Below are 21,318 nucleotides of genomic sequence, written 5' to 3'. Positions count from 1 at the left end.
CAGTGGGAGGCCGCCACCCCAGGGTGCCGCGCCGCCCGAGCCTGCTCTCAACGTTCGCCTCTACGCGCTGAGATCTTCACGCTGGAGACGTCGTTGCCACCATGCCCAATCGGAGTCGGGCGAGGTGGGCGGCATTGGCGAGGTTCGGCGGAGGTAGTGCAAGTCGACGGGCAGGACCAGGGTGTACAGATGCGGTCTGGCCCACGGCGGTAAGCCGATGAGAGCTTGTTGAAGTCGCCGGCGGGGTGCGTCTCCCGTGCACTCCTCGCAGTGGCACCTGAAGAAGACGCGGTCAGCGGTCCCTATCAGGGCCGCCTCCTGCCAAGCTACCAGGGCCGTCGCCACCGCCCCCGGCCACATGCGAACGTGTTCGAGGGCGATCACCGCGGCCATGGGGCGACTGCCAAGCCCGGGAACATGGTGGATCACAGCTCTGTGGGTCCAACACGCTGATCCTCGCGTACGGACCTCGGAAGGGCGCCTACGCGGCATGGCCCTTTCTGGCCGATGACATAACCATGATGATCGCATACGAGGGTGTGTCGTCTGAGCCCAAGTGCCGACGGAAACCGTGCCTCCGGCGGGGGCGCCCCGGCTCCGGAATGATCATCACGCGACGATAAGCCAGTCACCTGTCGACCTATGATCTTTTCATCTGGTATCTGCCCTGTTGTCGGAAGGCCTGCATGACCCACCTTCTCAGTCGGCGGTCCGCCCTGCTGAGCGCCGCGGCAGTGGCCGGTCTCGCCGTGTGGGACGGAACGGCCGAGGCGGCCGGCACCGCCGCGTTCGACGCCGCGCGTGAGCGGTGGGTGAGCCTGTTGACCGGTGGGTCGGACAACTCCTCCTATACCGACAGGACGCAGGCCATCGAGGGCTCGGCCAATGCGGTGCTGCGCAAGCTGAGGCCCGCCTCCGATCGCCCGAGCCTGTGGCCTGACCTGCCGCTGTCGGACCCCCGCACGGGCAACTTCAACCGCGCGTTCAACCGCATGCGCACCCTGGCGCTGGGCTGGGCCACACCGGGCACCGCCATGCACAGGGACGGTCAGGTCGCCGAGACCGCCGTCAGGGCGCTGGACTTCCTGTACGAGCACGCCTACCACGAGGGGCTCGACCGGCGGGGCAGCAACTGGTTCTGGTGGGAGATCGGCGTTCCCCGCGCGCTCACCGACACCTGCGCCCTGCTGTACGACGGCCTGCCCAAGGACCGCCTTGAGCGCTGGTTGCGCCCCTTGCGCCGCTGGTGCCCCGACCCGGAGCGCCGCGTCAGCCACCCCGGTGTCGTCGAGACCGGTGCCAACCGCGCGGGCAAGGCGATGGCGGTGGCGATGCGCGGACTGCTCACCCACGACGCACGCCTCGTCAAGCGGGCCAGGGACGCGGTCCCCGACCTGCTGCGGCCGACCCGAGGCCCAGGCGACGGCTTCTACCGGGACGGATCGTTCATCCAGCACGACGTGTACCCCTACACCGGCAGCTACGGCGTGGACTACCTGGAGAGCGTGGCCAAACTGATCGCCATGCTCTCCAGGTCACCGTGGAAGATCACCGGAATCGGCAACATCTACGACATCGTGGATCGCTCGTTCGTGCCGTTCGTCTTCGACGGGCTGATGATGGACTGCGTACGCGGCCGGCAGATCTCGGTGCAGGGCCATCGTGACCACCACTCGGGACACAAGACGGTCGAGGCCATCCTCACCCTGCTGGAGACGGCACCCGAGCGCCATGCCGAGCGTTGGCGACCGCTGGTCAAAGGGTGGCTCACCCGCGACCAGGCCATCCCCTACGGCACGCTCGCACCGCCGGCGAGCATCGCGAAGGCCACGGCCCTGCTGGAGGACCCGTCGGTGCCGGTCGGCCCTCGCACGACGGGCACGTACGTCTTCGCCGACATGGACCGGGTCGTGCACCGCCGTCCCACCTGGGCGTACGCGATCGCGATGAGCTCGGAGCGCATCGGCGCGGCTGAGGCCATGAACCGGGAGAATCTGCACGGCTGGTACACCGGCGACGGCATGACCTACCTCTACACGGGCGACCTCACCCACTGGAACGACGACCTGTGGCCCACGATCGACCCGTACCGGCTGCCCGGCACGACGGTCGACACCCGTAGACGCGCCGATCTCCCGCACGACCACCGTCGCCTGCCACCCACCCCGTGGGCGGGTGGCGTGGCACTCGACGGCGAGTACGGCGTGGCCGCAATGAAGCTGATCGCCGGCGGCTCCTCGCTGCGGGCCAAGAAGGCGTGGTTCCTGCTCGATGACGCGGTGATCGCCCTCGGCGCCGGCATCACCGCCTCCGACGACCGCCGGATCGAGACCATCGTGGAGAACCGCAACACCCACGACCGGCATCCGCCACTGACCCGGGGCGACGGCTGGATCCACCTGTCCGGGGTGGCCGGCTACGTGCTGCTCGACGGCGCCGACGCGAAGGTGATGCGCGAGAAGCGCACCGGCCGCTGGCGGGACATCGACAAGGGCGCCACCACCGGAGGCGACACGTCGCCGGTCACCAGGCACTACACGACGATCCTCATCGACCACGGCGTCGATCCCCGCAAGGCGCGCTACGCCTACGCCGTACTGCCTGACGCCTCCATCACGCAGACGGCGGCTTACCACGGGCGAATCGAGATCCTCGCCAACTCCGGAGCGGTGCAGGCCATCACGCGCGACGGCGTGCTCGCCGCCGTTTTCTGGCGCGCTGGGACCGTAGAGACCGGGGATGGGCCGCTCGTCGTCGACGGCCCCTGCACGCTGCTGGTCCGCCGCGACGGTAAGCGGGTACGGCTCGCGGTCTCCGACCCGTCCAGGACCACCGACGAGGTGAAGATCACCTTGCCCTGGCCGGTGAAATCGCTCAAGGAAAGGGACCGCAGCGTGCGCAAGGCCAGGACCGCGCTCAAGGTGGAAGTGGGTGGCAGCCGCGGGTACGCCCACACCGCGGAAGTGCGCGTCTGACTCCGGGGCGCCTGCTCGCCGTTCTCAGCCCGGGTGATGATCTCGACCAGGCCGCTGAGGATGAGATGGACGAGCGTGCCGCACCCGGCGGTACGTCAGTCGGCGCAGTGCCGTCTCAGCGGGCCCGCGGCGGCCCGTACGGGACAGCAGGGCCGCGAGCACCACGGTGCCCAGCCAGGTGAGCACCGCGATGCCCGACGCGGCGGCGTCGCCGACCCGGGTGGACAGGCCGCCCAGGTATGGGGCGAACAGTGCGACGAACACCACCGACTGCAGCAGGTAGCACGTCAGCGACCACTGCCCGCAGGCGGCCAGCGCCTGGGTCACCGCCCCGGACCGCCGCCCGGCGCGCTCTCGCCGGGCCACGACGAGCCCGACCAGCGCCGCGTACGCCAGGCCGCCGGCGATCCCGGTGACGCTGTGCAGCGCGTACGCGGACACCGAGAGCTCGTCGCCGGGTGTCCAGAGCCGCGTGTCGGCCAGCGTCAGCGGCAGTCCGCCGACGACGGAGATCGCCGTGCCCGCGACGGCGATCCGGGTGAGCGGCGCCCGGTGCGCCTCCGGCTCCTCCAGCAGGCGGCGGCGGGCCGCCCAGATGCCGAGCATGAAGGGCGGTACGACGCTCACCAGGAAGAACGTGGGCGTCATCCCCGACCAGCCGATCAGCCGCATCACCATGGCCGCGACCGGGTCGGCCATGGCCGCGGGCGTGTCGCCTTTGCCCGCGTTCAGGGTGAGCATCCCGAGGAGAGCGACCACGACGACGTGCAGAACGGCTCCCACTCCGGCCGCCCAGGCCAGCGCCCGGTCGCTACGCCGGATGAACCCGATGAACACCAGCCCGGCCAGGCCGTACGCGCCGAGAATGTCGCCGAAGAACAGCAGGAGCGCGTGGCAGAACCCGAAGGCCAGCAGCCACAGACTCCGGCGGCGCAGCACCCGCCGGACCTCGGGCCAGCCTTCGCCGCTGGCGAGCCGCCGGTGGGCGAGCTGGACGAGGCCGTAGCCGAACAGGGCGGCGAACATCGGCAGCGCCCGACCGTCCACGAGGAGGATCTGGACCCCGGCCACGAGCCGGTCGAGGGCCGTGCCGTCGAGGGTGTAGCCGCGCCAGCCCACGGGGTGGCCCGACAGGTACATGTGCGCGTGCGCCACCGCGATGAGCAGCAGCATGAAGCCGCGCGCCAGGTCGGGAGCCGGGGACCGCTGGGTGAGCGGCACGGCCCCCCGGGCGGGGGCCGGTGCGGAGATGGACATGGATCACCTCGAGAATTAGATACACAACTGTAGCTTAGTTGCGTCGATAAGATACATGCTTGGCGCTAAAAAGGGGAGGCGTTGTGAGTGACGGGGACGGCCGGACCCGGCGGCGCGGCGAAGAGCTGATCCGGGCCATTCACGCCGCGGCGCTGGCGGAGGTTCGGGAGGTCGGCGTTGGACGGCTGACCATGGACGGCATCGCCAGGCGGGCGGCGACCCCTCGCTCGACGCTGTACCGCCGCTGGTCCGACCCCGTCGAGGTGCTCCTGGACGCGCTCTACCACTCCCACCCCGTCGAGGAGCCGACGCCCGGAGCGGACGATCTGCGCGGCGACTTGATCCAGGCATTGCGGCTCATGGTCGAGTGGGCGTTCAGTCCGGCGGGACTCGCGGTCGCCGGCATTCTCACCGACCCCGGGAGCGCCGCGCGGATGTCCGAGGCGCTGCAGGAGAAGGTCTTCGCCGTCCGTGGCGGCACCTTCACCGCTACCGTGCTGCGGCACTACGCCGAACGCGGCCATTTTCCCGCCGAACGGCTCACGTGGGTCGTGCTCGACCTCGGCGAGGCGCTCGTCACCAAGTGGGTGATCGACAAGGGCTGCCCGCCTGGCGAGGCGGAGTTGGCCGACATCGTCGACCAGGCGATCCTGCCGGCGATCGGGCTCTCCGGAGGCTGACGGGATCGCCCAGACGCCGAGGCGGCCGAGTCACCGTGCGTCGTCGAGCGGCTCGCCTGAGCGGCGTAAATCCGCGACAGGGGAAAACGCGACAGGGGAAAACCAGTACAGCGGGCGGGATTACCGTCACCCCAAGCCGAGAACTTCGACCTCGTGACCGCAATGGCCGCCCCGGCACGGGACGGCGGCACGAGGAGAGGGACTCGACCATGCCCAAGTACCTGATTCAGGCGACCTACACCGCGGACGGCCTCAAGGGAGTGCTGCGAGATGGCGGCACCGGACGCCGGCAGGCGGTGGAGCGCATGGCGGAGAGCGTCGGCGGCCGGGTCGAGCAGATGTATTTCGCGTTCGGCGAGACGGACACGTATGTGCTCGTCGACCTGCCGAGCAACGCGGCTTCGGCCGCTGTGGGTCTCACGATCTCGGCGTCCGGGGCGGTACGAACGAAGACCACTGTCCTGCTGACGCCGGAGGAGATCGACGAGGCCGCGCGGACGGAGGTGGCCTACCAGGCTCCTGGCGCGTGACAGCCGGGGTGATCGCGAGCGCCTCGACTGCGGCTTCTGCCGGGACCGGGATGCGCTGTACTACCTGCCATGACGATCGTTCGCTCCCTGGTGTTGTTCGCCGTGGCCGCACTCGCCGAGATCGGCGGTGCGTGGCTGGTCTGGCAGGGTGTACGCGAGCAGCGCGGCCTGCTCTGGATCGGTGCCGGCGTCATCGCGCTGGGCCTGTACGGGTTCGTCGCCACCCTGCAGCCGGATGCGCACTTCGGCCGCATCCTGGCCGCCTACGGTGGCGTCTTCGTCGCCGGTTCGCTGGCCTGGGGCATGGTGGTCGACGGATTCCAGCCCGATCGCTGGGACGTCATCGGCGCGCTGGTCTGCCTGGTCGGCGTCGCCGTGATCATGTACGCGCCGCGCGGTTGAGCCGTGGTCGCCCTCTGGCGGTGGTGGCGGGCGATGATGAACGCCGGCCGGTTCCATCTCCGCGCGTCGCCGATCTCGGGCCCGGCGGTGACCCGCTGTGGGATCCCGATCGACTGGCCTCGGATGTCCTGGCGGCACTGCCGCTGAGCTGGGAGCAGGCGGCCGACTGGGCGGTGGACCGGCGGACGCGTCCTCGCGAGGAGATCCTGGCCATGCGTACCTGCAAGAACCTCCTCGCCCCCATGAGGCTGATCGCTGATCAGCTGGCGGCGGGGCCGGTGAGAGCGCGGATCGAGAGCTGGCTGGACCTCTGGCCACAGCTCCCGTAACGCCCTGCAGGGGCAACTCCGCTGAGGGGTCTTGAATCCTCACGGAATAGATCATTAGCCTCAATGGGAACGCGGAACCTCTGTGCCGTCACGCTCGATGCCCATCCGGGCGCAAAGCGCCGGGGGAGCCGATCACCACCCTGATCATGGCTCCCGCGCTCAGCACGGCGGACCGCAGGTCATTCCTTGAGCCGTTCGAAGACGAGCTGGGTGCGCCGCACGGCGCGCACGCCGTACACCTCGGAGATGAGCTCGGGGGTGAGGACCTGGCCGGGCGGGCCTCCGGCGAGGACGCGACCGGCGCTCATGACGTACAGGCGGTCGCAGAACGCGGCGGCCTGGTTGAGGTCGTGCAGGACGGCCAGCGTGGCGACGCCCAACTCCCGGACTAGGTGCAGGATCCCCAGTTGGTGGCGGATGTCGAGGTGGGAGGTGGGCTCGTCGAGCAGGAGCAGGCGGGTCTCCTGGACCAGGGCGCGGGCCACGAGGGCGCGTTGTTTCTCGCCGCCGGACAGGGTGGCGTAGACGCGTTCCTCCGTGCCTGCGAGGCCGACCCGGTCGAGGGCGCGCGCGCACCGCTCCTCGTCGTCACCGGCGGCGCGTGCGTACGGCGTGCGGCCCATGAGCACGACCTCTCTGACGGTGAAGTCGAGCTCGGCGGGCGTTTCCTGGGCCACCACGGCGGTTCGCCGGGCCGACTCGCGCCAGGACAGGCGGTGTACGTCGTCGCCGTCCACGCTGATGAGCCCGGCCGAGGGGCGCAGCGCCCGGTAGATCGTGCGCAGCAGGGTGGACTTGCCGCAACCGTTCGGGCCGACCAGGGCGACGAACTCGCCGTCGTCCACCAGCAGGTCGGCCTCGTGCACGATGGGGCGGCCGTCGAGGTGTGCGGAGACGCCGCGCAGGTCGAGCCTCATGTGACGCTCACCGCCCGGTCGACGGAGCGGCGGCGCAACAGCCACAGGAAGAACGGCACGCCGAACAGCGCGGTGACGATGCTGAGCGCCAGCTCCTGCGGCGCGTTGATGGTGCGGGCGGCGACGTCCACGAGTTGCAGGAACGCCGCGCCGAGCAGCGCCGTGACCGGGAGCACCCGGCGGTGGTCGGCGCCGACGAGCAACCGGGCCGCGTGCGGCACGATCAGCCCGACGAACGCGATCGCCCCGCTCGTGGCCACCATGACACCGACCAGCAGGGAGGTGAGCACGAAGAGCGTGAGCCGCAGGCGATGCACGTTCACGCCGAGGGAGACGGCGGTCTCCTCGCCGGCGGTGAGCGCGTTGAGCCGGCGATGCTGCAGCAGCAGGTACACCAGGCCCGCGGCCAGGACGACGGTGGGCAGCGGCAACATCTCCCAGCGGGCGCCGCCCAGGCTGCCCATCAGCCAGAACAGCACCTGCTGCGCCGCCCGGCCGCTCTGCGCCTGCTGCAGCACGAAGCTGTAGAGGGCCTGGAAGAGGTAGGCGAGGGCCACCCCGGCCAGCACCAGCCGAGACGGTGTGAGCCGGCCCGAGCGCTGGGCCAGAACGTACACCAGGGCCAGGGCGAGCAGCGCGCCGGCGAAGGAGGCGCCCGACATCGACAGCCCACCCAGCGTGGAGGCGCCCAGGATCAGCACGAGCACCGCTCCGAAGGACGCGCCGGAGGAGATGCCGAGCAGGAACGGGTCGGCCAGCGGGTTGCGCACCAGGGCCTGCAGCACCGCTCCGACCACCGCCAGCCCGGCCCCGACCAGGAGCGCCAGCAGCGCGCGCGGCAGCCGGAACTCCCACACGATCTGCTCCTGCACCGGTGTCCAGGTACGCGGGACCAGGCCGGGCACCAGGCGGTCGGCGATGATGCCCCAGGTCTGCGGCAGCGCGACGGGGACCGCGCCGATGCTCACGGCGAGCCACGTCGAGGCGACCATGGCCACCGCGAGCAGGACGAGGAGCACTCCGAACCGGCCGCGGCGCCGGGCCGGCCCTCCGGCGCTGACCGGCCCGGTCGCCACCCGGTCCTGCTGGGTTTCGCCGATCATCGGGAGAAGGCGTCAGGGTGCAGGAAGCGGGCGATGTCGGCGATGGCCAGGAGGTTGCGGTAGCCGGGATGCTGGGCCGCCACCGGCACCGGGAGGACCCGATCGTCCCTGGCCGCGGGGCTGTTCCTGGCGATGGCGAGGATGCCGGCGGCCTTGGCCCGCACGGTCGGCATCTTCTCGCCCCGCAGCGTGGCGTACTCACTGACCAGGATGGCGTCGGGTTGCGCGGCGCTGATCTGCTCCACGCTGACCTCGGTGTAGTCGCTATTGACGTCGGCCAGCGTGTTCCGCCCGCCGGCGGCGACGATCATCTGGTGGGTCACGCCGGCGCCGCCGTAGGCGTTGACGGGTCCCTTGCCGCCGTCGGTGGCCAGCACCTTGACCGGCGGCCGGCCGCTGACGCGCTCGCGTACGTCCTCGAGCCTGCCGCGCAGGTCGGCGGCCAGTCTGTCGGCGCGGTCGGAGACGCCGAAGATCCTGCCGAGGTTCCGCAGGTCGGTGAAGGTGTCGTCGAGGGTGAACTCGAGCGTCTCCTCCGGGCTGCACCAGCCGCCCAGGATGTACACCGGGGAGCCGGCGGCGTCCAACTCCGCCACGGTGGCGTAGCCGCCGCCGGCGTCGAAGCCGGCCATCGCGTTGTCGAGGACGAAGTCGGCGCCCTGGGAGAGCATGACCTCCTTCTGCGGCAGCATGATCGTCGGCGAGATCTCCGGGATCTTGTCGTACTGCTCCTTCTGGCCGGGCAGGAACGCGCTCTCGGAGAAGTTCGTGCGCCCGGCGATCCGGTCGCCGACGCCGAGGGCGAGCAGGGTCTCCAGGGCGGGGTGATAGCCGGTCACGACCTTGGCGGGCGGCCTGTCGAAGGTGAGGGTGCGCCCGCAGTTGGTGATCGTGACAGGGAAACCCGCCGGGGGCGCCGCGGCGGGATCGGCCTGCCGCGTGGCTGCGGGCGCCTGCCCGCAGGCGGTCAGCGTCAGAGCCGCCACCAGGGCGAGCAACCTTCTCATGATCGGGCTACCGCCTTGAGCGGCGCGCTGTCGCGAACGATCGGCGTGACTGGGGACGTGCGGGGCGGGCGGCTCATGCGGTGAGTCTCCGGAGGTGAGAGGTTCGACGATCGCGGTGCGACGACCACCTCATTCTGCACATAAGCCGCAATTGCCAGCAAGTTGCATTAAGTCTCTCCCTGTGCCGGTACCCGTCGAAGGGGACGGGTTCTGCCGTACGGCAGGGGAATCGGGCCGCCTGGCGAGCGGACCTGTTTCGTGGATTTCGCCGGGGTAGTTGTCCTTGGGTCTCAGAGTTCTGATGAGTCTGATGAGGAGGAGACATGCCTCGCGGATCGAGTCCGAAGCGGGAACGCCAGTACGAGCACATCAAGGACAGCGCCAAGCAGCGTGGCGAAAGCGACAAGCGCGCGACCGAGATCGCCGCCCGTACCGTGAACAAGGAGCGGGCCAGGGCCGGCGAGTCCCGGACCGCGAGCCGTACGTCCACCAAGGACATCTCGTCGAGTCGGCGAGGCGGGCTGCGCTCGCATTCCGGCGCGGGCGGCCGTACCAGGGATCAGTTGTACGCCGAGGCCAAACGCCAGGGCATCAAGGGCCGCTCCAAGATGAGCAAGGCGCAGCTGGAGAAGGCCGTCGGCTGACCGGGCCGGCGAACTGCCAGAGCGCGGCCACTGCCGCGACGTGACCACTCGCGCGACATCTGCCCTGGCTCCCCGGCGGGTTCCGCCTTCCCGGCCGGAGAACCAGGGCAGATCGAGCGATCACCGCTTCAGCGCGGCGGCGAGTTCGTCCTTGGTCATGGACGAGTAGCCTTCGATGCCCTTGGCCTTGGCCCGGTCCTGGAGCTCCTGCTTGGTGCGACTGACAGGCTTGGGCGGGGCGGTCAGCAGGTCCGCCTTGGCGGCGCTGAAGGCGCGAGCCAGCTCGGTCAGCCTGCCGGCGGGCACGGCCTTCCGCAGGGCCGGGAGGATCTCGCTCTCCTCTTCCTCGACGTGGTGCGTGACCGCCTTGACCAGGTCAGCGAGGACCTGGTCGAAAGCCGGTCCGTCCGGGTCCGTGTCGAGCAGCCGGACCAGCTCCTCCTCGGCCTCGTGATGTTCTTCGGTGCCGTGGTGCACCTCGCCTCGCTCGCTGGGCGCGGCCTTGGCCAGCGCGGGGTAGACCTCGTGTTCCTCGGCACGGGCATGCGCGGTGAACTTCGCGGCGAGCTCGGCCAACAGCGCGGGCCGGTTCTCCCGTTCGGTGCGCAGCCTGTCGAAGAGGGCCTCGACGTCGCGGTGGTCGGCCGTGATCAGGTCGATGACGTTCTGTGTCATGTCAAGCTCCTTGTAGGGGTCGCCAGGTCGGCGCTGCTACCCCGGGAAAGCCGTCGCACGCGACTACCCCGCCCCACCCCGGTAAACGGCGGCCGTCGTACGGTCACTTGGCGACAAATCCCCTCATTCCCCCATTGATTGTCAACCCGCTCTCACCTGGAAGGACACGGTTTGCTGTCCGCCGGAACCTGCCTTCGACGTTGATCGTTCAGGCGGATGGCTGACACATGCCAACAACCGTCGACAGGGAGAACAAAGTCGTGGTCTTCAAACGGATGCTGGGTGCCTTCGGTGTGGGCGCCCCCTCGGTGGACACCGTCCTGGCCACTCCGCGGATCCAGCCGGGAGGGATGCTCACCGGTGAGGTACGACTCACCGGCGGCGACTTCGACGCCGAGATCGAGCACATTACCCTCGGTCTGGTCGCCCGGGTCGAGGTCGAGCACGGTGACGGAGAGGGATCCGGAGTGGGTGAGTTCTCCCGCGCCCAGGTCTCCGGTCCGTTCACCCTCCGCAAGGGCGAGAACCGCACCATCGACTTCAGCGTCTCCGTGCCGTGGGAGACCCCCATCAGCGAGATCGGCGGCCAGCACCTCAACGGAATGGCGCTGGGCGTACGCACGGAGCTCGCCATCGCCAAGGCCGTCGACAAGGGCGACCTCGACATGGTCGCGGTCGAGCCGCTGCCCTCCCAACTGCGCATCCTGCAGGCGTTCCTGCAACTCGGCTTCCAGTTCAAGTCGGCGGACCTGGAGGTGGGGCAGATCTACGGCTCCGGTCAGCAACTGCCGTTCTACCAGGAGATCGAGTTCTACCCGCCGCCCCAGCACGCGGGGAGCGTCGGCGAGGTCGAGCTGACCTTCATCGCCAACCCAGGTGGGCTGGAGGTCATCCTGGAGGCCGACAAGCGGGCCGGCCGCTACGGCGACGACGCCATCGGCCGCTTCACCATCGGCCACGACGACGCCATGCACACCGATTGGCCGGGCGAGCTCGACCGCTGGCTGGCCGGCCTCAGCCAGTATGGCGGCCAGTACGGCGGCCACCAGGGCGGCTTCGGTCACGACGGCTACGGCCACGGTGACCACCACGGCGGCTACGGCCATCCGCAGCACCATGGCCATCACGAGCACCGGAGCGGCCCCGGCATGGGCGCGGTGGTGGCGGCCGGCGCCGCCGGCGTGGTCGGCGGGCTGGTGGCGGGGGAGATCGTCGAGGAGATCTTCGAGGACGAAGAGGAAGAGGGATAGGACGCCCGCCGGGGCCTGTTCGCCGCTGAACAGGCGGCGAACAGGCCCCCAGCGTGACACCACCAAGCCCTGGTTGGGGCTACCCGGGTGCGCGGCCGGCTCGGTCCAGTCCGGCCGCGAGCTGAGTGATCGCCGTGTCGACCTGCCGGCCGAGCAGTGTCGTGTCCAGCGGCCGGTCTGAGCCCGCTGTCTGCTGGAGCCACTGGTTCATGACGACACGGAGCGCCGTCAGGACGGCCGCCGCGCACAGCAGCGGATAGAGGGCGTCTCCGGATCGTTCGGTTGTACGATCCGCGGCGGGCGGCGTCGCCGGGTGATCGATGTGCTCGGCGATCGCTTCGGCCAGCGCCTTCTCCTGGGCGGCGAGCACGGCCAGTTGCTGGGGCACCAGCGTCGGAGAGGCGCGGATCAGTTGCAGGGCGCGGATGTGGTCGCGGCTGGCGACGTCGCTCTGGTTCATGACGATCAGCACCGCCTCGCGGAACGCCTGGAGCACCGTCTCCGTCCGCGGCCGGGCCCTGAACTGCGCGATGAGCTCCTGCGAGCCCGCCGACAGGGAGGCCGCGACCGCTTCCTCCTTGCTGGAGAAGTAGTTGAAGAAGGTGCGCAGCGCGATGTCGGCCTCGTCGGCGATCTGCTCGACGGTGACGTTCTCGACGCCGTGGCGCAGGGACAGGCGGAGCGCCGCCTCGCGGAGCGCGGCGCGGGTGGCCTGCTTCTTGCGTTCGCGGCGGCCGATGACCGGCTCGGCGTCACCGTCCACGTCAGGACCAGGCGACCGGAAGGGCGTGCACACCGAAGATGAGCATCTCGTCGCGCAGCGGCACCTGCTCCGCGGGCACCGTCAGGCGCAGGTTGGGCAGGCGGGTGATCAGCTCCCTGAGGCCGACCTGCATCTCGATGCGGGCCAGCTGCTGGCCCAGGCACTGGTGGACGCCGTGCCCGAAGGCCAGGTGCGGCGTGCGGGGGCGCTTCACGTCGAGCCGGTCGGCATCGGGCCACTGCTGTGGGTCGCGGTTGACCTCGGGGGTGGCGATCACGACCGTGGCGCCGGCGGGGATGTCCGCGCCGCCCAGGGTGACGGGCTCGGTCGTGACGCGGCTGACGCCGAGCTGGATGATGGACAGGTAGCGCAGCAGCTCCTCGACCGCGTTGTCGATCAGGTCTGGGTCGGAGCACAGCGCGGCGAGCTGGTCGGGGTGTTGGAGCAGGGCGAAGGCGCTCAGGCCCAGCATGTTGGCGGTGGTCTCGTGGCCGGCGCCGAGCAGGACGAGGGCGACGTCGACCAACTGGGCGTCGGTCAGCGGCGGGTCGGCGTCGTGGACGAGCCCGGACAGCAGGTCGTCGGCCGGGTTGGCGCGCTTGTCGGCCACGAGGCGCTGGATGAACGCGTACAGCTCGGCGCTCGCGACGGCTCGCTCCTCGGCGGTGGCGTTGGCGTTCAGCCCGATGGCGGTGCGTTCCTGGAACTCTGCCCGGTCGGCATAGTCGACGCCGAGCAGCTCGCAGATGACCAGCGAGGGCAGCGGCAGCGCGAACGCCGGCACCAGGTCGGCCTCGGTGCCGGCCGCCTTCATGGCCTCGATGTGCTCGGCGGCGATCTCGGTGACCCGGTCCTCCAGCGCCCGCATCCGCCGTACGGTGAACTGGCCGGTCAGCAGCCGCCGGATGCGGGTGTGCTCGGGCGGGTCCATGAAGACGAAGAAGCCGTCCTCGCGGCTCTCGACGGCCGGACCCGGCGGCAGGGTCCCGGCCTCGAACTCGGCCACCTCGTGCGGCTGCAGTGACGTGGCCTCGCGATGGCGGACCCGGTCGGCGCTGAAGCGCGGGTCCGACAGCACGGTACGGGCCTCTTCGAAGCCGGTCACCAGCCAGGCCCGCGCGCCGTTGAGCAGTCGCAGGGGCTGGACCGCGCCCTGACCGCGCCGCTCCCGCAGGCCAGGCGGCGGATCGAACGGGCAACGGCCGCGCTCGACCATGTCCGCGGGGATGATCCGGCGCATCGCCGTGGGGTTGGCCTTGGGGGAGTCCTCGGTCAGGCCGGCGTTGTCCACGGGCACATCCTGTTCTCGGGCGGAGCCGTTCACCGGCCGCCCGCAGCGAAAGACGGACCCACACTATAAAAGATGCACGGCGCGCATCGATGCACGCCACGCACGAATGTCGCCGGCAGTCGTATGGTCGCCCCACGGGTGTCTCCACAGGGCGGTGATCGCCTCGGCGTCCTGGAACGACGAAGGCCCCGGATGGTTTCCGCAGCCCTCGCCGTCGGACACCTGCGGCTCAGGAATCAAGTACGGCGGCGACGGCTTCGATCTCGACGAGCTGGTTGGCGTAACCGAGCACGGTGACGCCCATCAGGGTGCTCGGCACATCGTGATCACCGAACGAGTCCCGGACCACCCGCCAGACGCTCCCCAGGTCCTCCTGCCGCGTGGACGCGACGAGGACCCTGGTGTTGATGACGTCGCGCAGCGATGCGCCGGAGGCGGCGAGCGCAACCCGCAGGTTCTCAATGGCCTTGACCGCCTGACCCGTGTAGTCCCCGATGGCCGCCGTCGAACCGTCCTCGTTCAGCGGGCAGGCTCCGGCCAAGAAGATCAGCCGCGACTCGGCGGGCGCGGTGGCCGCGTACGCGTACTCGGCGACGTCGGACAGGGCGGTCGAGCGGATCAACGTGATGGAGCGAGGCACGGTCGTTCCTTTCGCATTCAACTGCAAAGCGACCAGCCTGGCAGAGTCGTTCTGGCCGCCGCCTCCCCTTTTTATCCGCCGGCCGGGCGGTGCGTTCGGGTGTCGAGCGCACGGCCGCCTACGAGCGATCGAGCGTCCACCGACACCGAATTCCCGGGAGTTCGACCAGAAGGCGTCGGCGTCCGGTTGACCGCCATTTTCGATCACTGATCAATCGAATGACATATCACGGCCGAAAGCGTGGGGAAAGAGGTGCCGATGGACGTCGCCGGTCAGTCGGTGCCGGCCTCCATCGCGGCGCGGTCGAGCATCTGGTCCTCGTCGGAGACCTCGCCGCGCGAGGCGATGGCCTCGGCGCCGCCCTCCGGCATCTCGCCGATCAGCTCGGTCGGGGGCGCCGGGAGGGTGCCCATGAGCGCGGGGTGGTGGGTGCCGACCATGCCGAGGGTGGCGTACTGCTCAAGCCTGGAGCGCGAGTCGGCGATGTCGAGGTTGCGCATGGTGAGCTGGCCGATCCGGTCCACCGGGCCGAACGCGGAGTCCTCGGTGCGCTCCATCGACAGCTTGTCCGGGTGGTAGCTGAACGCCGGGCCCGAGGTGTCGAGGATCGAGTAGTCCTCGCCGCGCCGCAGCCGCAGCGTCACCTCACCGATGACCGCGGTGCCGACCCAGCGCTGCAGCGACTCGCGCAGCATCAGCGCCTGCGGGTCGAGCCAGCGGCCCTCGTACATCAGCCGGCCCAGTCGCCGGCCCTCGGTGTGGTAGTACGCCAGCGTGTCCTCGTTGTGGATCGCGTTGACCAGACGTTCGTACGCCGCGTACAGCAACGCCATCCCCGGCGCCTCGTAGATGCCGCGGCTCTTGGCCTCGATGACCCGGTTCTCGATCTGGTCGGACATGCCGAGGCCGTGCCGTCCGCCGATCGCGTTGGCCTCCATCACCAGGTCGACCGGGGTGGCGAACTCCTTGCCGTTGATCGTCACCGGCCGGCCCTGGTCGAAGCCGATGGTCACGTCCTCGGTGGCGATCTCGACCTCGGGGTCCCAGAAGCGCACCCCCATGATCGGATCGACGGTCTCGATGCCGGTGTCCAGGTGCTCCAGGGTCTTGGCCTCGTGGGTGGCGCCCCAGATGTTGGCGTCGGTCGAGTAGGCCTTCTCGGTGCTGTCGCGGTAGGGCAGGTCGTGGGCGAGCAGCCACTCCGACATCTCCTTGCGCCCGCCGAGCTCGGAGACGAAGTCGGCGTCGAGCCAGGGCTTGTAGATGCGCAGGTGGGGGTTGGCCAGCAGGCCGTAGCGGTAGAACCGCTCGATGTCGTTGCCCTTGAAGGTCGAGCCGTCGCCCCAGATCTGCACGTCGTCCTCGAGCATCGCCCGGACCAGCAGGGTCCCGGTCACGGCGCGACCGATCGGCGTGGTGTTGAAGTACGCCCGCCCGCCCGAGCGGATGTGGAACGCGCCGCAGGCGAGCGCGGCCAGGCCCTCCTCGACCAGCACCGTCCGGCAGTCGACCAGGCGCGCGACCTCGGCTCCGTAGGCCAGCGCGCGGCCGGGCACCGAGGCGATGTCGGGCTCGTCGTACTGGCCGATGTCGGCGGTGTAGGTGCACGGAACGGCACCCTTGTCGCGCATCCAGGCGACGGCGACAGAGGTGTCGAGCCCACCCGAGAAGGCGATGCCGACGCGCTCGCCGGTGGGCAGGGAGGTGAGAACCTTGGACATGGAACAAGAGTATGCATGGTGGCGCATGGTCATGCAACATCCGGCACGGTCCAGCATCGGAGGTCGCGTATCGAGGTCACCGCAGGTCGCGGTCTACCCAGAGGTCGAGGACGAGTCCGGGGGTGGCGACGCCGATCGGGCCGTCGTACTCGGACTCGGCGGCGGTGTGGGCGGCCACGGGGTCCGTGCCGGGCTGCAGATGCGTCAGGAGCAGGCGCCGGGCTCCGGCCTCCCGGGCCTGCCGGCCTGCCTGGCGGGCGCTCGACAGGTGGTGCCGCGAGTCCTCCGGGACCCGGTCCGCGTAGGTGGCCTCGGCCAGAAGCAGGTCGGCGTCACGGGCCAGGGCCACCACCTCGGGGCTGGGGCCGGAGTCACCGGTGTAGGCGAGCACCCGCCCGCCCGCCGCCAGCCGTACACCGGCGTTGGGGACCGAGTGCGGCAGCAGGCGGGTCCGCGCCTGGAACGGGCCGAGGTCGAGCGGGTCGCCGGCGGCGAACTCGCGCAGGACGTAGGCGCCGGCCAGCGCCCTCGGGCGGTCCAGCGCGAGCACCGCGTCCAGCGCTCCGGGCAGTGAGTACACGGGCAACGGTGACGAGGGGTCGTCACGGAACGTCCGCGCACGCAGGAGCGGGTTCAGATCGGCGCAGTGATCGGGATGCCCATGGGTGACGAACACGGCGTCTACCTGGTCGGCCGTGATCCGTTCCAGCAGTCGCGGCACCGTCGCGTAGCCGGGGTCGAGGAGAAGCCTGAACCCGTCGTGCTCCACGAGGTAGCCGCCGCAGGACTGGCCCGCGCCCGGCCACGCGCCGCATCCGCCCAGGATCGTCAACAGCATCCATGAACCCTAGTCCGGCGGCCGGCGGCGTCGGGAGGCGTTTCATCTGGGAGGGCCGCTCCCTCCTGCCGACTGGTCAGACCTGGTGCCCCGACGTGAAGTGGGAGCGCGCGGAGTCCCGGTCGAGCGGATCTGAGGGGGACGGCGGAGAATGGGCGGATGGACGCGCGGCGGGCTCGCGAGAGGTTCCGCGGTGAGCGGGTCGCCCGCCTCGCCACGGTGAGCGGCGACGGCGAGCCGCATCTGGTGCCCGTCACGTTCGCCGTGACCGGCGATCGGATCATGATCGCGATCGACCGCAAACCCAAGACGACGACGAACCTGAGGCGGCTGCGCAACATCCGGGCGCACCCCCGGGTGACGCTCCTGGCCGACCACTACGAGGACGACTGGGCGCGCCTGTGGTGGGTACGCGCCGACGGCTCCGCCCGCGTCGTCGAGAGCGGGACGGCGTGGGCGTCGGCGATCGACGCCCTGGCCGAGAAGTACGACCAGTACCGGACGGGCCGGCCGGACGGGCCGGTGATCCTGGTGGAGGTGTTTCGCTGGTCCGGCTGGTCCTCGTCGGAATAGCGCCGGCCCGGAGCGTCGGGCGGGATAGGGCCGGCCCGGTGGCTCAGGCGGGAGCCGTGGTGCCCGGCAGGGGCGTCGTGGCGGGCGCACCGGCCAGGCGTTCAGCCAGGCGTCTCGCCACGAACTGCGCGAACATCCCGTGGGCGACCACGGTCGCGCCGAAGGCCACGACGATCACCACGATGAGCGACATGCGGGAGTCGGGGGCCAGGATGACGGCCGCGCCGTCGGCGAAGCCGTTGGTCGCCATGCCCCAGCCCGTGACCGCCGCGGTCACCCAGCGGCCGGCCACCCGCACCACGGCCGGCGCGACCGCCGTCACGGCGGCGGGCACGGCGAGGACGGTGAAGACCATCATCACCCCTGCGGTGCCGGCGGCGGTGAAGGTGCTCTCCTCGGCGGCGGCCACCGTGATCGCGCTCATCAGCAGGCGAGCCGTCATGCCGATGACGACACCGGCGGCCAGCGCTCCGCCGGCCGCCGCGGCTGCCGTGGCCGCCACGCGCATTAGGCGGCCTCCCCGCTCGGACAGTTTCCCCATGCCTCACCTTCCGTGTTTGAGAAGGTTTTGTATCGGTCCAAAGAGCCCAGAGCAATGCCCGATAGATTCCGTAATGTGGCCGTTACTCTTGATAAATGGCGTTACAAGAAGTTTGGGGCAGGCGAACAGGACGTCCGATGGCTGCCAGCCTCCGCCGCCCGCCTGGAACGACAGTGGATCGTGTGACAGCGACGCACACCCCCATAGAGTCCAACATCCTCTACTTCGGCACCCCGGTCGTGCTGATCTCCACGATGAACGAGGACGACACCCCCAACCTGGCCCCCATGTCGTCGGCGTTCTGGCTCGGCTGGCGGAGCATGCTGGGCCTGGGCGCGCGGTCCCAGACGGCGCGGAACCTGCTCCGAGCCCGCGAATGCGTCCTCAACCTGCCCTCCGACCGGCTGGCCGCGGCCGTCGACCGGCTCGCGCTGACCACCGGCCGCGATCCGGTCCCCGAGCGCAAGCACGAGCGGGGCTACCGCTACGTGCGTGACAAGTTCGGCCGCGCCGGGCTCACCCCGGTGGAGTCGGAGACGGTCCGGCCGCCGCGCGTGGCCGAATGCCCGGTGGCCATGGAGGCCGTGGTCGAGGCGGTTCACCCGGTGGCAGACGAGGACGAGGCGCAGCGCGGCGGCATCATGGCGTTCGAGGTGCGCGTGTGCCGCCTCTGGGTGCACGACGAGATCCGGCTGGCGGGCACCGACGATCACATCGACCCCGACGCCTGGCGGCCGTTGATCATGAGCTTCCAGAAGCTGTACGGCCTCGGGCCGCAGGCGCACCCGTCCACGCTGGCCCGGATCCCCGAGCGGTTCTACCGCGGTCCCGACCTCGACCGGGTGCGACAGGTGACCGGATCCTAGGCGGCGGGTGGGAGGCTCGCCCGCTGCCGGGCATGGTGAGAAGGAGATGGAAGAGGCCGCACACCGTTCAGACGCCGGCACGGGAGGGTTCGCGTGGCCGGCGCCTGACGCGGCCGGCATCCACACCGAAGGAGAAGTCCCATGCCGTTGGTCAATGTGAAGGTCATCGAAGGGGTGTTCACCGAGGCCCAGAAGGCCGAGATGGTCACGGCGCTCACCGACGCGATGGTCGGCGTCGAGGGGGAGGCCATGCGCCCGGTGACGCTGGTCGTCATCGAGGAGGTCAAGAGCGGCGACTGGGCGATCGGTGGCAAGCGGCTGACCACCCAGGACGTGAAGGAGTTGGCCGCGGGGGCGCCCGCCGGCTGACCGGGGCCGGGCCGGCGCCGTGGGCCGAAGCCCATGATCACCGGCAGCCGGCCTGGTCGCCCTTCAGCTCCTACACGCCTCCTACACGCCCTGACGCATGGCCCGGTTGCCGAGCACGAGGCCGACGACGGCGACCACCAGCGTGGCGGCGGTGCCGTACAGGACGGAGGGGGCGGTGAGGTCGCCGGCGAACAGCGCGCGCTGGGCGTCGACGATGTAGGTGATCGGGTTGAGATGGCCGATCACCCGCAGCCAGCCGGGCCCGGCGTCGATCGGTAGGAGCACACCCGAGAGCAGCAACAGGGGGAACAACAGGACCTGGGTCACGATGTAGAACAGGGTGCCGTCCGGGGCCGACTTGATGGCCAGCACGAACGACAGGGCGCCGAGGCCGATCCCCAAGGCGACCAGCATGGCCAGCCCGGCCAGCACGCCCGCCGGGTGCAGCTGGAAACCGAGCGGCAACGCCAGCACGATGATCAGCACGGCCTGGGCCAGCAGGATCACCATCGCCTTCATCGTCCTGCCGACCAGCATGGCCGTCCGGTTCATCGGGGTGACCAGCATGCGCTCCATCGAGCCGCCGATCAGGTCGACCAGCAGCGTGTAGCCGGCGGCCATCGGCCCCGACAGGCACATCATCACCAGGATGCCCGGCACGAACCACTGCCAGGACGAGCCCACCGCCCCGTCCAGCAGCGAGCCGAACAGGAACAGGAACAGCAGCGGCTGCCCCATGTCGAAGAGCAGGCCGACCGGCTCGCGGACGGCGGGTGTGATCTCGCGGGTGAAGACCGTCGCGGTGTCACGCAGGAATGTCGTCATCGGTGAGGCTCCTTCCGGTGAGCGTCAGGAACACGTCGTCGAGCGTGGGACGGGTGGTCTCGGCGGTGGCGGCCTTGACGCCGGCCGCCTCCAGTGCGCGCAGGTACTCCGGCAGGGCCGCCGCCGCGTTGCCCACCCGGAGCCGGACGGTCGTGCCTTCGGCGGTGCCGTCGCCGATCCGCGCCGCCGTCTCCGCCTCCTGCTCGGTGTCCGTGGTGATCGTGATCTGGTCGCCGGCCAGGTCGTTCTTGAGCTGCGCGGCGGTGCCGTCCGCGATGATCCGGCCGTTGTCGATGATCACCACCCGCTCGGCCATGCTGTCGGCCTCCTCCAGGTAGTGGGTGGTCAGAAAGAGCGTCGTGCCGTACGCCTCGCGCAGCCGCAGGATGTGCGTCCAGATGTCGGCGCGGCTCTGCGGGTCGAGGCCGGTGGAGGGCTCGTCGAGGAAGAGCAGGTCGGGGCGGTGGATGAGGCCGAGCGCGATGTCGAGGCGGCGTCGCTGGCCGCCGGAGAGCGTGCCGGGCTTGCGCTGGGCGAGCGGGCCGAGGTCGAGCAGGTCGAGCAGCTCGTCGGCGCGCTCACGGGCCTGGGACGTGCCGAGGCCGTAGGCGCGGCCCTGGATGACCAGCTCGTCGCGGGCGCGGAAGTTCTCGCCGGCGCTGCTCTTCTGGCCGACGTAGCCGATGCGGGCGCGGACCTTGGCAGGCTCGCGCCCCACGTCGTGACCGGCCACGGTGGCGGTGCCGCCGGTGGGGGGGAGCAGGGTGGTGAGCATGCGCAGCGTGGTGGACTTGCCGGCGCCGTTCGGGCCGAGGAAGGCGACCAGCTGTCCGCTCTCGACGTCGAGGTCGATGCCGCGGACGGCTTCGACGGTCTGTTTTTTCACCTTGAACACTCGGGTCAGTCCCCGGGCGTGGATCATGGTCGTGCTCCTCCGGGCATGGCGAAGAAACCCCTGGTCGGGGGCCGTTCGGGATCGGAATTCATCTTGGGGCGCGGAAACCGGATTTGGCAAACGCGAATGTGACGTTCACATACGGCTCTGACCAGCGGAAACAGCCATGAGGGCGGCGGCCTCGTCAGGGCGTTTCGAGGGCCGCTGACATGCGGTTATCGGCGTTC

23 protein-coding genes are annotated in these 21,318 nt (G+C 70.3%); 10 read left to right on the top strand and 13 right to left on the bottom strand.

Annotation, left to right across the window (positions count from 1 at the left end):
* The first annotated feature begins 686 nt into the window (after positions 1-686).
* Positions 687-2,975, top strand: a complete 2,289-nt coding sequence (locus IEY82_RS14130) for a polysaccharide lyase 8 family protein (protein ID WP_189124537.1) — start codon at positions 687-689, stop codon at positions 2,973-2,975.
* Between the two features lie 24 nt (positions 2,976-2,999).
* On the opposite strand, the gene IEY82_RS14125 is transcribed toward IEY82_RS14130, so the two are convergent.
* Positions 3,000-4,232: a DUF418 domain-containing protein gene (locus tag IEY82_RS14125; protein ID WP_189124536.1), complete on the bottom strand. Its 1,233-nt coding sequence runs from the start codon at positions 4,230-4,232 to the stop codon at positions 3,000-3,002.
* Positions 4,233-4,315: 83 nt separating this feature from the next.
* Here IEY82_RS14125 and IEY82_RS14120 point away from each other — a divergent pair, with 83 nt between their 5' ends.
* From IEY82_RS14120 to IEY82_RS14105, 4 genes are all read left to right on the top strand, one after another.
* Positions 4,316-4,912: a TetR/AcrR family transcriptional regulator gene (locus tag IEY82_RS14120; RefSeq protein WP_189124535.1), complete on the top strand. Its 597-nt coding sequence runs from the start codon at positions 4,316-4,318 to the stop codon at positions 4,910-4,912.
* A 209-nt stretch (positions 4,913-5,121) separates the two neighbouring features.
* Entirely contained in the window at positions 5,122-5,442 is a 321-nt protein-coding gene (locus IEY82_RS14115; RefSeq protein ID WP_189124534.1) for a GYD domain-containing protein, read from the top strand.
* Positions 5,443-5,511: 69 nt separating this feature from the next.
* Positions 5,512-5,844 carry a YnfA family protein gene (locus tag IEY82_RS14110; RefSeq protein ID WP_189124533.1) on the top strand — a complete coding sequence of 111 codons (333 nt, stop codon included), beginning with the start codon at positions 5,512-5,514 and terminating at the stop codon, positions 5,842-5,844.
* 23 nt (positions 5,845-5,867) lie between these two features.
* Positions 5,868-6,173, top strand: a complete 306-nt coding sequence (locus IEY82_RS14105; RefSeq protein ID WP_189124532.1) for a hypothetical protein — start codon at positions 5,868-5,870, stop codon at positions 6,171-6,173.
* Between the two features lie 179 nt (positions 6,174-6,352).
* On the opposite strand, the gene IEY82_RS14100 is transcribed toward IEY82_RS14105, so the two are convergent.
* From IEY82_RS14100 to IEY82_RS14090, 3 genes are read right to left on the bottom strand one after another with little or no spacing between them, the layout of a single operon-like run.
* Positions 6,353-7,090, bottom strand: coding sequence for an ABC transporter ATP-binding protein (locus IEY82_RS14100; RefSeq protein ID WP_189124531.1), 738 nt, complete (start codon positions 7,088-7,090; stop codon positions 6,353-6,355).
* Positions 7,087-8,193, bottom strand: coding sequence for a FecCD family ABC transporter permease (locus IEY82_RS14095; protein WP_189124530.1), 1,107 nt, complete (start codon positions 8,191-8,193; stop codon positions 7,087-7,089). The genes IEY82_RS14100 and IEY82_RS14095 overlap by 4 nt, the downstream gene beginning before the upstream one ends.
* Positions 8,190-9,200, bottom strand: coding sequence for an ABC transporter substrate-binding protein (locus IEY82_RS14090; protein ID WP_189124529.1), 1,011 nt, complete (start codon positions 9,198-9,200; stop codon positions 8,190-8,192). Before IEY82_RS14090 ends, IEY82_RS14095 begins: the two co-directional genes overlap by 4 nt.
* Before the next feature lie 323 nt (positions 9,201-9,523).
* Between IEY82_RS14090 and IEY82_RS14085 the strand changes: the two genes are divergently transcribed.
* Positions 9,524-9,844: a plasmid stabilization protein gene (locus IEY82_RS14085; RefSeq protein ID WP_189124528.1), complete on the top strand. Its 321-nt coding sequence runs from the start codon at positions 9,524-9,526 to the stop codon at positions 9,842-9,844.
* A gap of 120 nt (positions 9,845-9,964) precedes the next feature.
* Here the strand turns inward: IEY82_RS14085 and IEY82_RS14080 are convergent, their stop codons facing one another.
* Entirely contained in the window at positions 9,965-10,519 is a 555-nt protein-coding gene (locus tag IEY82_RS14080; RefSeq protein WP_189124527.1) for a hemerythrin domain-containing protein, read from the bottom strand.
* Between the two features lie 260 nt (positions 10,520-10,779).
* Between IEY82_RS14080 and IEY82_RS14075 the strand changes: the two genes are divergently transcribed.
* On the top strand, positions 10,780-11,769 hold the full coding sequence (locus tag IEY82_RS14075; protein WP_189124526.1) for a sporulation protein: 990 nt from the start codon (positions 10,780-10,782) through the stop codon (positions 11,767-11,769).
* A gap of 79 nt (positions 11,770-11,848) precedes the next feature.
* On the opposite strand, the gene IEY82_RS14070 is transcribed toward IEY82_RS14075, so the two are convergent.
* From IEY82_RS14070 to IEY82_RS14050, 5 genes are all read right to left on the bottom strand, one after another.
* On the bottom strand, positions 11,849-12,532 hold the full coding sequence (locus tag IEY82_RS14070; protein WP_189124525.1) for a TetR/AcrR family transcriptional regulator: 684 nt from the start codon (positions 12,530-12,532) through the stop codon (positions 11,849-11,851).
* 1 nt (position 12,533) lies between these two features.
* Positions 12,534-13,748, bottom strand: coding sequence for a cytochrome P450 (locus tag IEY82_RS14065; RefSeq protein WP_263648200.1), 1,215 nt, complete (start codon positions 13,746-13,748; stop codon positions 12,534-12,536).
* A gap of 304 nt (positions 13,749-14,052) precedes the next feature.
* The gene (locus tag IEY82_RS14060) at positions 14,053-14,451 is read right to left on the bottom strand and encodes a RidA family protein (RefSeq protein WP_229697585.1); all 399 of its coding nucleotides are present in this window, start codon (positions 14,449-14,451) and stop codon (positions 14,053-14,055) included.
* 284 nt (positions 14,452-14,735) lie between these two features.
* A complete protein-coding gene (argG, locus tag IEY82_RS14055; protein WP_189124524.1) occupies positions 14,736-16,184 on the bottom strand; it encodes an argininosuccinate synthase in 1,449 nt (482 codons plus the stop codon).
* Positions 16,185-16,260: 76 nt separating this feature from the next.
* Complete coding sequence (locus tag IEY82_RS14050) at positions 16,261-17,022, bottom strand: MBL fold metallo-hydrolase (protein WP_189124523.1); 762 nt, start codon at positions 17,020-17,022, stop codon at positions 16,261-16,263.
* A 159-nt stretch (positions 17,023-17,181) separates the two neighbouring features.
* On the opposite strand from IEY82_RS14050, the gene IEY82_RS14045 reads away from it, so the two are divergent.
* Positions 17,182-17,595: a TIGR03668 family PPOX class F420-dependent oxidoreductase gene (locus IEY82_RS14045; RefSeq protein ID WP_189124522.1), complete on the top strand. Its 414-nt coding sequence runs from the start codon at positions 17,182-17,184 to the stop codon at positions 17,593-17,595.
* A 43-nt stretch (positions 17,596-17,638) separates the two neighbouring features.
* Here the strand turns inward: IEY82_RS14045 and IEY82_RS14040 are convergent, their stop codons facing one another.
* Positions 17,639-18,136, bottom strand: coding sequence for a hypothetical protein (locus IEY82_RS14040; RefSeq protein WP_189124521.1), 498 nt, complete (start codon positions 18,134-18,136; stop codon positions 17,639-17,641).
* 182 nt (positions 18,137-18,318) lie between these two features.
* Here IEY82_RS14040 and IEY82_RS14035 point away from each other — a divergent pair, with 182 nt between their 5' ends.
* Together IEY82_RS14035 and IEY82_RS14030 are read left to right on the top strand one after the other, a co-directional pair.
* On the top strand, positions 18,319-19,002 hold the full coding sequence (locus IEY82_RS14035) for a flavin reductase family protein (RefSeq protein WP_225263247.1): 684 nt from the start codon (positions 18,319-18,321) through the stop codon (positions 19,000-19,002).
* Between the two features lie 141 nt (positions 19,003-19,143).
* Entirely contained in the window at positions 19,144-19,371 is a 228-nt protein-coding gene (locus IEY82_RS14030) for a tautomerase family protein (RefSeq protein WP_189124519.1), read from the top strand.
* Positions 19,372-19,452: 81 nt separating this feature from the next.
* Here the strand turns inward: IEY82_RS14030 and IEY82_RS14025 are convergent, their stop codons facing one another.
* Positions 19,453-20,196, bottom strand: a complete 744-nt coding sequence (locus tag IEY82_RS14025; protein WP_189124518.1) for an ABC transporter permease — start codon at positions 20,194-20,196, stop codon at positions 19,453-19,455.
* Positions 20,177-21,118 (bottom strand): ATP-binding cassette domain-containing protein, encoded by a 942-nt coding sequence (locus IEY82_RS14020; RefSeq protein WP_189124517.1) that lies wholly within the window; start codon positions 21,116-21,118, stop codon positions 20,177-20,179. The genes IEY82_RS14025 and IEY82_RS14020 overlap by 20 nt, the downstream gene beginning before the upstream one ends.
* Positions 21,119-21,318 lie beyond the last annotated feature (200 nt).

The organism is Nonomuraea cavernae (assembly GCF_014646355.1).
GTDB lineage: Bacteria > Actinomycetota > Actinomycetes > Streptosporangiales > Streptosporangiaceae > Nonomuraea > Nonomuraea cavernae.
Note: the sequence above shows the minus strand (reverse complement) of the source record. Positions and strands in the feature narration are given on the sequence as shown.